This is a genomic window from Thalassospira xianhensis MCCC 1A02616, from assembly GCF_003326475.1.
GTDB lineage: Bacteria > Pseudomonadota > Alphaproteobacteria > Rhodospirillales > Thalassospiraceae > Thalassospira > Thalassospira xianhensis.
The window spans coordinates 98,805-111,279 of record NZ_JPWA01000003.1; the positions used below are offsets into that span (position 1 = coordinate 98,805).

8 protein-coding genes are annotated in these 12,475 nt (G+C 50.7%); 6 read left to right on the forward strand and 2 right to left on the reverse strand.

From position 1 onward, the window contains the following. Positions 1-24 precede the first annotated feature (24 nt). The 6 genes from TH5_RS04190 (at position 25) to TH5_RS04215 (ending at position 10,185) form a co-directional block, all read left to right on the forward strand. On the forward strand, positions 25-966 hold the full coding sequence (locus TH5_RS04190) for an HNH endonuclease (protein WP_114120813.1): 942 nt from the start codon (positions 25-27) through the stop codon (positions 964-966). A 71-nt stretch (positions 967-1,037) separates the two neighbouring features. Continuing rightward, positions 1,038-1,259: a hypothetical protein gene (locus tag TH5_RS04195; RefSeq protein ID WP_114120814.1), complete on the forward strand. Its 222-nt coding sequence runs from the start codon at positions 1,038-1,040 to the stop codon at positions 1,257-1,259. A gap of 349 nt (positions 1,260-1,608) precedes the next feature. After that, complete coding sequence (locus TH5_RS04200) at positions 1,609-3,699, forward strand: ATP-dependent nuclease (protein WP_114120815.1); 2,091 nt, start codon at positions 1,609-1,611, stop codon at positions 3,697-3,699. Continuing rightward, positions 3,696-5,540: a UvrD-helicase domain-containing protein gene (locus TH5_RS04205; protein ID WP_114120912.1), complete on the forward strand. Its 1,845-nt coding sequence runs from the start codon at positions 3,696-3,698 to the stop codon at positions 5,538-5,540. Before TH5_RS04200 ends, TH5_RS04205 begins: the two co-directional genes overlap by 4 nt. Before the next feature lie 65 nt (positions 5,541-5,605). Further along, the gene (locus TH5_RS04210) at positions 5,606-6,784 is read left to right on the forward strand and encodes a metallophosphoesterase (RefSeq protein WP_114120816.1); all 1,179 of its coding nucleotides are present in this window, start codon (positions 5,606-5,608) and stop codon (positions 6,782-6,784) included. After that, a complete protein-coding gene (locus TH5_RS04215) occupies positions 6,781-10,185 on the forward strand; it encodes an AAA family ATPase (RefSeq protein WP_114120817.1) in 3,405 nt (1,134 codons plus the stop codon). Before TH5_RS04210 ends, TH5_RS04215 begins: the two co-directional genes overlap by 4 nt. 508 nt (positions 10,186-10,693) lie before the next feature. Here the strand turns inward: TH5_RS04215 and TH5_RS04220 are convergent. Further along, positions 10,694-11,650, reverse strand: coding sequence for an endonuclease/exonuclease/phosphatase family protein (locus TH5_RS04220; protein WP_147250049.1), 957 nt, complete (start codon positions 11,648-11,650; stop codon positions 10,694-10,696). 116 nt (positions 11,651-11,766) lie between these two features. Next, positions 11,767-12,279 (reverse strand): helix-turn-helix domain-containing protein, encoded by a 513-nt coding sequence (locus TH5_RS04225; protein ID WP_167443459.1) that lies wholly within the window; start codon positions 12,277-12,279, stop codon positions 11,767-11,769. Positions 12,280-12,475 lie beyond the last annotated feature (196 nt).

Sequence of the window (12,475 nt, forward strand, 5' to 3'; positions counted from 1 at the left end):
TGAAGACCGCAATTCGGAGCAAGCATGGTCAAAGAGACCGAAATAGTCGAGCCGGCGGAAAACAATCATACGCCGCCTGGCTGGCCGATCGAGTTGATTGAGTTCGAACCAAGTGGTAAAGCGCCGAAGTCCCCCCATGGCAACGGCGTCTACCGTTTCAGTGCCGCGTTGACGCTGAGCGTAATTCTTCCTCGCCGTGGTTGGACGCTCATCAAGCAGACCAAGAATTACGCCTATCTTAGACCACCGGCCGACCAACCAAACCCACCGTTTCGCATCTCGATCGCGGTTCCGACGCGGGCGGAATGTGTGGCCATTGCCAAGCGAAGCCAAGCGCGCGGTAAATCGTGGATGGGACAACTCGGAGAGTGGCCAGTCTTGTATATCCACGAGCGCAACCGCGACATGCGTGAGATGTGGCGGAATAGAGACACCGGCAAGATAGAGACGATACTTCACCCTGTTCCGCTGCAGTCGAGCCTTCATATTGGGGAGTGGGGCATTTGGCAGGCTGAGGTCAATGACGATAGCGGCGACTTCGTGGTCACTAGATTCTCGCCAGAGCCATGCCCATTAGAAGGGGCGACTGACCAACCGACGACTGCGCCGGTTGTTGACCTCTTCGAGGGTGCGGAAAGGGCTGTCGTTCTCACAACCTATGAACGGAATTCCGAGGCGCGCCGAAGGTGCATTGCCCACTATGGCGCCACCTGTCAGGCATGTGACCTCGACTACGAGAAGAAGTATGGTGCGATTGGTGCAGGCCTAATCCACGTGCACCACATCACGCCGATTTCGAGAGTCAGTCAGGAATATCAGGTGGATCCGGTACGCGATCTCGTTCCGCTGTGTGCCACCTGCCATCACGTGGTCCATAGACGTGAACCCCCATATACCGTCTTGGAAATCAGGCGGGCGATCGCAGAGCGAGCGGCCTGCCCGTTGTCAGGACCAAGGGAAATCTGAAACACGTTGGCCAAGTCTATCAGTATGTCCAATGGGGAGAACGTGGCATCTGGCGTGAGATATTGGAGGGATTGGCAACGGAATGGGAGGATGCCCTTGTCTTTATCGACAGTTCGGTTGTGAAGGCTCACCGTGCAGCGGCAGAACAAATTAAAGTTTACGCCGTCTTAAATGCGCTCGGTCGTCCATTGCGGCTTACGATCAGTGGCGAACAACTCAATGACAACAAGATGATCGATTGCTTGCTGAATTGGTCGAAACCGCCATTGGCTATCGCCGCTGACAAGGCGTAGGCGGTACACATTTCCGTCAGGACATCATTAATGAAGGAGCTTTGTCGGTTATTTCAACCAAGGCAAACGCCAAAAATTCGGTCCCTCACGATATTGTCCTCTACTTCATTAGCAACTTTGTTGAATGCTTTTCTGTCGCATGAAGGATATGCGGCGGCTGACTGTTTGATACAAAAAATGTGCTAAAACTTCCTCAATATGGTCCGGATTTTTGCAATCAGATGCTGGTGCGGTTGAGTCTGGACCCTAGTGAATTCTGAAACGCAATAATTGGCCCAGCCTAAGAATACCTCTTCACAAGCGCAACTATTGATTGATAATGTAATTGCTAATTTGATGGGGTAGCGTGATGCGTTTGAAAAGTATTTCAATAAGAAAATTTCGACGTCTGAACGATGTCTCGATCGATTTCGACAACAAAGAAACTGTCTTTGTTGGCTCAAACAATAGTGGCAAGACCTCTGCAACCGCTGCTGTTCGCAGCTTTCTCGGTAATCGGGAATTCAAAATACATGATTTTTCGATTCTTTCGATTTCTTCTATCGATTCGTATGATCCCGAGAAAGAAAAGAGACTACCTCAAATAGAGCTTGATCTCTGGTTTCACATCGATCCGGAATCAGTTGCCTTCGGTCAGGTATTTGCCCTTACGACGAGTCTTGCCGCCGATTTTTCGGAAATCGGAATGCGCTGCGCTTTCGCTGTGGATGATGTGGCAGAACTCTGGAAGCACTACGATACAGCTTTTCCAAAGAGAGAAGATAGTACCCGAAAACGTTCCTTAAGCTTCTTCCTTGGAATAGAAGGCAATCTAAGAAAGTACTTTGGGATCAAGCTTTCTTCCTTGCAAAGACTTGAACAGGAGCTGGTGGCAACTCCGCTCGCCGCCCAAGAAGGTAAGAAAATTCTCAACTCCCTGCTGCGTGTCGATTTCGTAGACGCACAACGGAATATTGATGATGAGAACGCCGCAAGAAGCAATAGGCTGTCAGATGCTTTTGCAACGTATTACCGGAGAAATCTGGAGCAAGCGGATCTTGCTGAAGAAGCCATCTCTGTCATCGAACAGAACAATGAAAATCTTACCAAACACTACGGCGAACGATTCAGACCACTGATGGAAATGATCGGAGGACTTGGCCTCCCCTCCGGCAATGACCGCGCGATTAAGGTTGTTTCCACTCTCAGTTCGGAAGTCGCGTTACGCGGAAATACAGAACTCTTCTATGTCGATGTCAACACCAACCATGAGCTTCCCGAGGCCTACAACGGACTAGGTTTTAAGAACTTGGTGTTTATGGCAATTCAGGTCGATCATTTTTACCGACAATGGCTTGCAACTGAGGAAAACCGGCCGCTTTTCCAGATGATTTTCATCGAAGAACCGGAAGTACATCTGCATGCACAGGTTCAACAGACGTTCATACGCCAGATGTGGGATGTCCTCACAGCTGACGCTCCGAGGGAAGAAACCAAGCCTCAGCTGACAATAACAACGCATTCGTCGCACATCCTCGATACTGTCGATTTCTCTAAAATCCGATACTTCCGTCGTTGCCAGATTAAAGACGAGCAAGATGAGGCAACGTTTCAGGGAACAACGGTACACAGTCTTCAACAATTTCAACCGGAACCAATCGAATTGGGCGGTGAGATCATCGAGCCCAATCAGGCCCTCTCTTTTCTCAAGAAATATCTAAGACTTACTCATTGCGATTTGTTCTTTTCTGATGCGGCCATTCTCGTTGAGGGTTCAGCAGAAAAACTGCTTTTAAATCGAATGATCGACATATCGGCGAAGGAACTGAACAAAAAGTATCTGACAATTCTGGAGGTAGGTGGAGCTTACGGAATGCGCTTTTCCGGCTTGCTGGAATTCCTTGAAATACCCTACCTGATCATCACCGACATCGACTCCGTTGATCCCGTCAGAAACCGGGCGAATTGCGTCGCTACACTTGCGGGAGCCGTATCATCGAATGCAACACTGGGATATTTCTTTGGAGAGACAGGAGTTGCCGAACTCTCTGCAAAGAGCTTCGATGATTGTCTGCAAGCCGAGGGAATGCGTTTTGTCGCTTTTCAAAAACCTGTAGCGGTTAACCGCCAAGGAAACGCTCATACCTTCCACGGAAGAACCCTTGAAGAAGCCTTTGTCTACGAAAACATTGAACATTTTCACGAAGATGGACTCAGCATCGGCATCGACCTGCCGGATGACCCAACCGAGTTGCAGGAAGCAGTTTGGAAACGAATAAAAAGCGACACCTTCAAAAAAACCGAATTTGCCATGGATGTCCTTGCATATGAACTACCGGAAGAAGAAGACAAAGAAGCTAACGCGGAACGGAACCGGGACTGGAATGTCCCCAACTACATCGCCGAAGGCCTTAAATGGTTGGAGACACGCCTCTCTCAAAACCAAGGAGCCGGCGAATGACCGTAACGCTCAAACCAACCGATGCTGACACGAAAATTGCTGAGTGTATCACCAAGAACATATCTTTTTCGGTTATCGCAGGCGCGGGATCAGGCAAGACCACATCGCTCGTTGAAGCCCTGAAAGGAATTCAGAAATCCTACGGAAAAGAACTTCGAAAGAACGGACAGCGTGTGGTGTGTATCACTTACACCAATCGCGCGGTTGGGGTCATTTCCTCTCGTCTCGGCTTCGATGATATTTTTTTCGTTTCTACCCTTCACGGATTTCTTTGGGCGGAAATCGCACGCTTTCAGGACGCTATTCGGGAAGCCCTACGTGATGCAATTATTCCGCAGTATATGGAAAAGGCTCGTGCGAAAGATAACGGAGGAACATCCCAGACAGCGCAAAAGGCAAGGAAAGACCTTGAGCGCCTGACCGCTGAACTTGCTGTTCTAAACGAGCAAAAACCACCGGTTTTTTATGAAGAAACTGTCATCAGCGACTACTCCAAATGTGTTCTGAACCATGATGATGTTATTGACGTCGCTGCATATATGATCATGAGAAAACCGCTCTTACGCAAAGGGCTCGGTTTCAAGTACCCCTACATTTTCGTCGATGAGGCTCAAGACACCTTCCCGCAGGTTGTGGAAGCCCTCAACGCTGTTTGCGCCGGTGAAGGGTTACCTGTCGTTGGTTATTTCGGCGATCCGATGCAACAGATTTATGATAAGCGCGCCGGTGATTTTGCGGGTCCAGAAGGCTCCGAAAAGATCCCGAAGGAAGAGAATTTTCGAAGCTCTACCACGGTAATCGACCTTCTTAACAACTTCAGAACTGATTTGAAGCAAGTTCCTGGTGGGAAAAACGCCGACATTGAGGGTAGCGTTTCGATAACCGTTGTACAGGCCCCTGATCCGGCCGGTCCAAGAAAGACCTATACGGCTGAACAACTAGATGAAGTGACGGCGAAATTCGAGGAAGCGGTTAAACTGTGGGGATGGACCGATGATACCCCTGTAAAGCATCTTTTTCTGGCGCGACAAATGATTGCGCGCAGGCTCGGTTTTGTCACACTGCACAGGTTATTTACAGGTGATTATTCATCGTCCAGATCTCAATCTGATTATGAAGACGGAACGCACTATCTTCTTAAACCTTTCGTGGACGGCATTTTCCAATTGGTAGATGCGTCCCGGAACAGTGATGCCAAGAAGCTGATTGAAACACTTCGCAGAATAAGTCCTGCTTTTGATGACACCGGAATGAACAAGGACAAAACCCTTAAGCAGATGCTTGAAGAAGCTTCAAAGCACGCGACTGCTTTGGCGGAAAAATGGGAAGTTAATACGGTCAAAGAAATTCTGGAATATTGCAGCGCCAGTGCGCTTTATCCAATGTCAGAACGCCTTTCCAATCAGTTGGCCCGCGTTCCCCGCGATGCATATGATGCCGGCGATGAGGATCATCAACGGGAAAAGGGAGATTGGTTAGCCGATGATTTTTTCAAACTGAAGGCTGACGAACTTGAAAAATACATTGATTTTCTGGATGAAAACTCTCCGTTCAGCACGCAGCACGGCTCGAAAGGCGAACAGTATGACAATGTTCTTGTAATGATCGACGATATAGAGGCCGCTTGGAATAACTATAGTTTTTCAAAAGTTTTTACCCCAAATGTCGCAGGTGATCCAACCGAGCGACAGAAAGAACTTACGCAAAAACTAGCCTATGTCTGTTTTTCGAGAGCAGAAGTGAATTTGAGAATTTTGTTTTTTTCCCGCGACGCCGCCGCTGCTGGAAAAGAACTGATTGATCAATGCCTGTTTCGAGAGGACCAAGTCTCATATTTATAGATACCGTTTGATTTTGGTTCAGCATCTTATCTTAAAGAAATAATTTGGGAGAGAGTCGAAGTTATATGCGCTTTCTTGTCTCATCTGACATTCATCTGGGTTCGCCGATCCGCTCGGTCGCAATGCGTAACCCGGAATTGAGCGACCGACTGAAACAGGCGACCCGCGATGCGTTCATCCGCATTGTCGATTTGGCTATCGTGGAAAACGTCGACGCGCTGATACTTTCTGGCGACATCTTTGACAACGACCAGCCAGATTTAAAGTCGCGCGCCTTTCTGAGCGCGCAGCTGGCGCGTGCTGCGGACGCAGATATTCCGACTGTGCTGATCCGTGGCAACCATGATGCGCTTCTTGATCACCGTGCCTATGGAGACCTAGGCCCCAAGATCCACCTGCTGCACAAGGACGAGCCCAGCAGGGAAATTGCTGGCGTGTGGTTCCACGGGCTGTCATTCGATACAGCACATGTTTCAAAGAGTTTCCTGCCTGACTACCCGGTTCCGGTGGTGGGGCAGAAAAACGTCGGGCTGATGCACACGTCTCTCGACGGATCTCCCGGACATGACCCTTATGCTCCCTGCTCCGAGCAGGATCTGATGGCACATGGCTATGACCTTTGGTGCCTCGGACACATTCATGCGCCGTTCGAGCGATTATCAGGTTCGGTTCTCGCGGTGATGCCGGGTATTCCGCAGCCTCGCCATTTTGGGGAACGCAAGGGCGGCACCATAGCGATTGTCGAGCTTGGGGACGGCACTCCTGCAATCGAGAGGCATCAGGTCGGGCACCTGAGATTTACAGAATGCTCGCTGGATTTGACCGATTGTTCCGACGTTCCAGAAATCCTGAAATTACTTCGAACCGAGCTTGAAAACACGCGGGATCCTGAACACTATACAGCGGTGCGCCTGAGGGTGACCACAGGTCACCATACGGCCGAGATGCTGACGGCCCTTGCGAACGAAGTTCTTGAAAACATCGATAGCGTGTTTATCGACAAGATCAGAGTGACTATCCCCAAACATCAGGTCGAGTCCAAGGCAGATGATCTTTTGCGCCTGATGCGGAAGGAGCTTAACGAACCGGGCTTTCAGCTCGCAAGCGCAGAGATCCTCAAAGAGCTCAGAAATTTACTGCCCCGGGAAATCACTGACGAATTGGCTGAGGAAGCTTTGGATGATCTCCTGGAGGAGGCCATCAACGAGGTCACACTGTCTCTACACGCCGGAGCCGCAGAATGAGACTGAACCGACTTGATCTCATCCGCTACGGTCGATTTGATGGTTCGGAGATCGTGCTTCCCCGTCCCATCGACGGCAACCCGGACGTTACCGTGATCTACGGGCCTAATGAATCGGGAAAATCCACTGCGTTTAACGGGTTTCTGGAACTTCTCTTCGGTATGAAGTCAGGAATCCACCCCTACGCTTTTAAATTCGACCGCAACGATCTCCTGGTGGGGGCGGAGCTGCACATACCGGGGCGTGGAGCGATGATCCTGCGACGCAACGGTAAACGCACACAATCGCTGCTGGACGAACAGGACCGCCCCGTCGCAGACATCATTCTGTCGAGTGCGCTCCACGGGCTTGGGGAGGATGACTATGTCGAACGCTTCTCACTAAATGACACAGGACTCCGTGAAGGTGGCAAGCGAATTGCGGGTGCAAAAGGAGACTTGGGACAGCTGTTGCATGCTGGTGTGTCGGGACTGACCAATATGGCAAAAACTCTGGAAGCGATGGCGGCTCGTGCCGAACAGTTTCACAAGAAAGGTGGGCGAAGCACAGCTATCAAAACCGGCAAAGATCGATTAAAGGAAATCAGTAACGTACTGAAAACGGAGCGTTTGACACCAGATCGAGAAAGATTCCTTCGCAAGGAAAGAGACGCTGCAGGAAGGGCGTTCGAAGAAGCTGACGTTGAACTCGCACAGGCCAGAAAACGACAGGCAGCGGGAAGGGCTGCTCAGACCTGGTACGACCGGTCTGAGGAAATAAGAAAAATCGACGAAGTCCTTGCCGGTTTTCCCAATGGTCCAGATCTGAAGAAAGGTACCGTCGAACAGGTTTTCGCTCTCGTCGAAGCCATTTCGGGTAAGATGGAAAGCATCGCAGATGCGGACGGGAGGATAGCACAACATGAACAGGTTATCGCGGAAAACAAAGCCGACCCTATTGCAACGGATCTCGATGCTCAACTCAGAAAGCTGGAACAAATAAAAGTTGAGGACACTTCTCTGATATCGCGAGCGGACACGGCAATATCCGATTTGGAAAAAAAGACCGGTGAGCGAGAAGACGTGGCCAGCCAGATAGATCAGATAAAGGCAACGTTACACGCCTCCAATGAGCCCGTGGTGTCATTGGTACTGACGAACGAGGCGCTGGAAACACTCGGAAACGCGGCACAAGCCTGTCAGGCCACCGAAGCTGAGTTGAAGGCAGCTCGGGACTTGGTGAAGGCAGCACGCGATCAGCTGGGTGATGAGCCAGCCAGGCCGCAGGATCTTTCGCAACTGCAGGTGGCGTTTGACGCTTGGCAGGCTGTGGCAGACATGTCTGGCTTAGAGCAGGCACTTGAAAGGGAAAATGCGCGGCTTGTGAAAGCGGTGTCCGGCCTGCCTGCGTCATGGCCGAAGCTGATTGCAAACGGCCTTCCCGCGCGCGAAACAATTGAGGAGATAACGCGGAAGTGGAGCGACCTTTTATCTAGTATTGTTTCTGCCACAGAGGACCTTGAGACCCGAGAAGCGGAGTACAAAGCTGCGCGCGCGAAACGGGAAGCTGACGAAGGCGAACCCTCTTCGATTGATGCGGCAGCGACGGAAAAAACGCGCCGTCTGCGCGAGGCGGCTTGGCAGTCGCATCGCATCGCGCTCTCCGAGGAAACGGCAGACCGTTTTGAGGAAGCTATGTACGCTGATGATGGTGCACGTTCAAATTATCTGATGGGGACGGAGGCGCGTAAGCAGCTCGCCAATTCGCGCACGCTGGAAACTGCTGCAAAAGCCCCGCGCGACGCCGCCAAGGACAAACTCGACGGATTGATCAAGAGCCGAGACGACTTGTCGAAGCAGATTGTTTCAATCGCAACAGCTTTGGACTTGTCCTCAGAAACTGGACCGGTCGCGTTCGCCGGAAGGCTTTCTGCCCTCACGACAGCTGCAGATATCGCGGCTGACATTGCAGTTGCCGAAAAGGCTCTGGCAGAGCTTTCCAAACGTCGTAAAGCCGCTTTCGACAATCTGTCAGTCGCCGCCCGGTTGGTTGAGATCGAAAGCGAAGGAGATGACCTTCCGGCACGAGTTGATAAGGCTCTCACTCTTCGGGAGAGTGTTCGTGAGATATGGGATAAATGGCGTTCTAGTGAGCAAACTATCGCCCAACAGGAGAAAGTTGTCGCACATGCATTGGACGAAAAGAAATCAGCCTTCTTGCGACTTGAAACGCTGACAGCTCTACTACCCCTTCCTGATTGCTCGTCTATTGGGATTAAGATGGCATTGCCCCATCTGCGCACACTTCAGCAGCTTCATGGTGAACACGAAAATCTGGCGAGACGTGTTGACGCCCTTGAACGCGCAGTGGAGACTTTGGCCAAGAGCGCCGCACAATTGGCTGGGCTTCTTGAAGAGCCGTTCGACCCTAATGATGATCCCCTCCCGATCATTGATCGCGCCCGAGCACGTGTTTCCAATGCTGCCGAGGCGGATCGAATTAGAGAAAGTGAAAAAAAACGTCTGTCTGAAGAGGCCGAAGCCCGAAAGCGCGCCATAAACGCATGTGATGCAGCGAAAGAGCAGTTGGACAATCTGTTTGATGGGCAAGGCGGTGAAGGTCTTCCAGCAGCGGACCGTGTCACTCATTTGGCCGAACGAGACGAGTTGCGCAAAGAGCGCGAGAATGCAGATGAGCGCCGCAACGAAGCACGCGACGGTGTGGATCGTATGCTCTTTGACGAAGAGTTGGTGTATTTGCCCAATGCAACGCGAGAAGCGGAACTGCAACAAGAACTCGATGATAAGCAAACTACTCGTGATACCGCTCGAGACCTGTTCAATGAAAAAAAACGTCTCCACGACGAGGCTTACAACGCCGCTGACAACAGTGAATTAGTTGTAGAACAGGCCACAATCCTCGAAGAATTGCGAAGTGGCGCGCGGCAGGCGGCTGTTGCAAGGCTTGGCGTTTTGGCTGCACGGGGCGCTCTAAAGCGCCTCGCTGCCGAACGACGCAGCACAATGCTTAAGGATGTGGAAGAGGCCTTTGTAATCATAACGGCCAAGGAATGGGAAAAAGTCGTAGTCTGGAGTGAAACCGAGGGCGAAAAGCTGGTCGGCATTAAACCCGGAGCAGACCCGGTTCCGGTGGAGAAAATGTCGACCGGAACCATGGGCCAGTTGTATTTCGCCTTGCGACTCGCTGGGTATCGTAGCTTTGCACGCGACCTGGGGCCTCTTCCGATGATTCTAGACGATATTATGGAAACCTTTGATGATACTCGTGCTTCAGCCGCATTGAGTCTCTGTGCCGAAATCGGGCGTAGCGGGCAGGCAATCATCTTCACACACCATGCGCACCTCGTGGAACTGGCCCGCGAGAGCATTCCGGGTGTTTCCATTGTGGCGATGCCGGACTGAGCCGAAAATCTAGTGGAAGGTGAAACCAGTAGTCATCAATTCGTAGCGAAGACAAGTTGCTTCCAAAATTTTGCAGCTCATCATCCGGAAAGTTTCTAAAATTGGTAGTATTTTAGTTGATGGCGCGAAGCAGTCATCTGACAGCGTGAGCCAGTTCTGTCTTCTGGTATTATGACTATTTTGGAGAGGTATAAAGGGTTATGGAGTAGAGATAGTTCTCATCGCTATCCCGCGTGTCCTGCCAAGTCCATTTATGCACCGATGATTATAACCCTCCACCATGTGGTTCAGGAGACCGCTGATTTCACACTTTATCCTGCTGTTTACCTGTTTGATACGTGCCCGGTTGTAGACACTTGGTTAAGAAAGCTGACACTCAACCATCAGAGGGTTAGCAAGAACATCTTATGAGCCCCGCAGATTCTTCCTAGGCCGAGGGCGCGTTGGCCGATTTTAATGAGCCCGAAACGGGTTTATGCTCTTGTATGGCACATTAAAATATTGCCTTTTATTTTCCATCATCGTCACCCGTCTCAAGTGAGATTTCGAACAGCACAGGATGATGATCGGAATAATATTGCCGGAAGGTATTGTGATCGTAGAGGGCTCCCGGAAACTCTCCAATGCGGGCATCCCAGTATGGTCGGGTAGCATTAATCAGATCTAGGACGGCAAAATTCGGAAGAACCTCTGGAGAATGTGCAGGGCGGTATAGAACATGATCGTAGGGCTTCGGTCCGTTGACATTTGTGTTTGTCGGCAGACAGCTGTTGTTCAGCGAAACAAACCCCTCGGGAACCGCTGACGCAAGTTCGTCGCAATCCTCGATATTCATGTCCCCGAGAATAATGAAGTCCTGTTCAGAACTGTTTTGTGCGTTGATCCAGGCGGCAATGCTGTCGAGCTCATGCTTGCGACGACCGCTGTCGCGAGCACCAGGCATCAAATGCACCGAAATCAATACAAAATCAGGACCAGTCGGTGCTTTAAAGCCGGTTGCATAAGGGACGCGCTCATAATCAGGATGATTGCTGCGATCTCCCGCCAGAAAACCACTCGGCAGTTCTGGGGCAGGAGTCACCCGCTCAGGTTTGTAGAAGGTGATGAACCACTCTGTTCCTGTTCCGCCTGTGTGAATCTGATCACCTGTTCCTGTGTCTTCTGAAGATAACACAAACGAAAACCCCTCTGCAGCCATAGCATCAACGAACTCTTTGGCTTCGATATCTGCCTGGTAAGAGGAGCCATCCGGATATGTGCCGGCGACTGGGGGCGCGACAAGTTCCTGAACCACCACCATGTCAAAGGGGGCGACGATTTTGGCCAGTGCCACGTCGTCCCGCTTTTTGAATGAACCGAGAAACTGAATATTGAAAGATGCCACGCTCAATGTTTCAGCGTGACTCATCGAGATATTGAGCAGTAGAGATAAAGAAAGAAGGCACGCTCCAACTAAGCATTTCATCTTCATATCCCCCAATGAAACGCAACCAATAGATGTAGAATATCACACTATCTCGGCATACGTTATTGGATAAGGGTTGAAGCCGTGCCTAAAGCCCAAACCGTCAAATTAACGCGTTAAGGCGTTTCTGATGTTTTGTCGATCTTGCGATCTGCGTAGTTTGACATTGATTTCAGCAACTCGAAAAACCGGTCACGCAACGCTTCATCCTCGATGCCGTAATAATAGCGCACAAGCTCCAGTGTCTCCCGCCGCTGCATGGGATCTTCGCGCGATATGATTGATTGAGTAATTGTTTTGCTGCGCTGCGCAATAGTCTTTCCGACGAGATCAGGCGGAAGGTCATCATAGAAATAGCTGATCGGAACTTCGAGTGCTTCGGCGATATCGTATAACCGGGAGGCGCTGACCCGATTGGCGCCTCGCTCATACTTCTGAACCTGCTGAAAAGTGATACCGAGCAGTTTGGCAATTTGTGACTGCCCTAATCCCTTAAGCATGCGCAATTCACGCAATCTTTTACCGACATGAAGATCAATCGGATGTGGTCCTGCGATCTTGGTTTTACGCCGTCCGTCACGCATCGTTTTGCGTGCGGTGCGAACATCTGGCTTTGTAACGGAAGACATTACTCGGTTGGTTCCGCGGGTGCTGTGAGAGCGAAATATGCATCAATTATCATTATGAAACAAAAAGGAAACCGGGTCGATCATCGGTTTTCTCTCATGTATCGGCGTTGGTGTCTTCACCGGCCGGGTTCAATTACCAATCTGTTGAGATATCTCGAAATAAAGTGGCCTCAATTGGCCAGGTGCAAGGCCATAT

Bases quoted from the DNA above. Each gene is read 5' to 3' on its own strand.
- TH5_RS04190 (WP_114120813.1), top strand. From the start codon at position 25: ATGGTCAAAGAGACCGAAATAGTCGAGCCGGCGGAAAACAATCATACG.
- TH5_RS04200 (WP_114120815.1), top strand. From the start codon at position 1,609: ATGCGTTTGAAAAGTATTTCAATAAGAAAATTTCGACGTCTGAACGAT.
- TH5_RS04205 (WP_114120912.1), top strand. From the start codon at position 3,696: ATGACCGTAACGCTCAAACCAACCGATGCTGACACGAAAATTGCTGAG.
- TH5_RS04210 (WP_114120816.1), top strand. From the start codon at position 5,606: ATGCGCTTTCTTGTCTCATCTGACATTCATCTGGGTTCGCCGATCCGC.
- TH5_RS04215 (WP_114120817.1), top strand. From the start codon at position 6,781: ATGAGACTGAACCGACTTGATCTCATCCGCTACGGTCGATTTGATGGT.
- TH5_RS04220 (WP_147250049.1), bottom strand. From the start codon at position 11,650: ATGAAATGCTTAGTTGGAGCGTGCCTTCTTTCTTTATCTCTACTGCTC.
- TH5_RS04225 (WP_167443459.1), bottom strand. From the start codon at position 12,279: ATGTCTTCCGTTACAAAGCCAGATGTTCGCACCGCACGCAAAACGATG.